The following is a 279-nucleotide window of genomic DNA, read 5'->3' as shown; positions in this document are numbered from 1 at the left end:
TAATATCGTGTTTTTGGCCTTCTGATAATTCGAAATAAATCGGTAATCCTCCGCTGTCGACGGCTAAGTGAATTTTGGTTGAATTACCGCCTCGACTTTTACCAATACTCTCATTACTTAGCGTCGCGGCACCTGCACTGTGCTGGTGAGCCCGCACTATCGAGCCATCAATAAAGACCCATTCTATATCAGCAAGGTTGGCTAAGGCCTTGAATAAATGTGCTAGAACGCCTTTCTTAGACCATAAATGAAACCGTCTAAAGACCGTGCTCCAATGAC

1 pseudogene is annotated in these 279 nt (G+C 44.4%); it reads right to left on the bottom strand.

Features of this window, described 5'->3' with window-relative positions:
• Positions 1 to 279: pseudogene (locus KFE26_RS24460) on the bottom strand (IS5/IS1182 family transposase); the annotation flags it as partial.

Source organism: Shewanella sp. M16 (assembly GCF_018224605.1).
In the GTDB taxonomy this organism is placed as follows: Bacteria; Pseudomonadota; Gammaproteobacteria; order Enterobacterales; family Shewanellaceae; genus Shewanella; species Shewanella oncorhynchi.
This window is presented reverse-complemented; position numbering and strand designations above follow the sequence as displayed.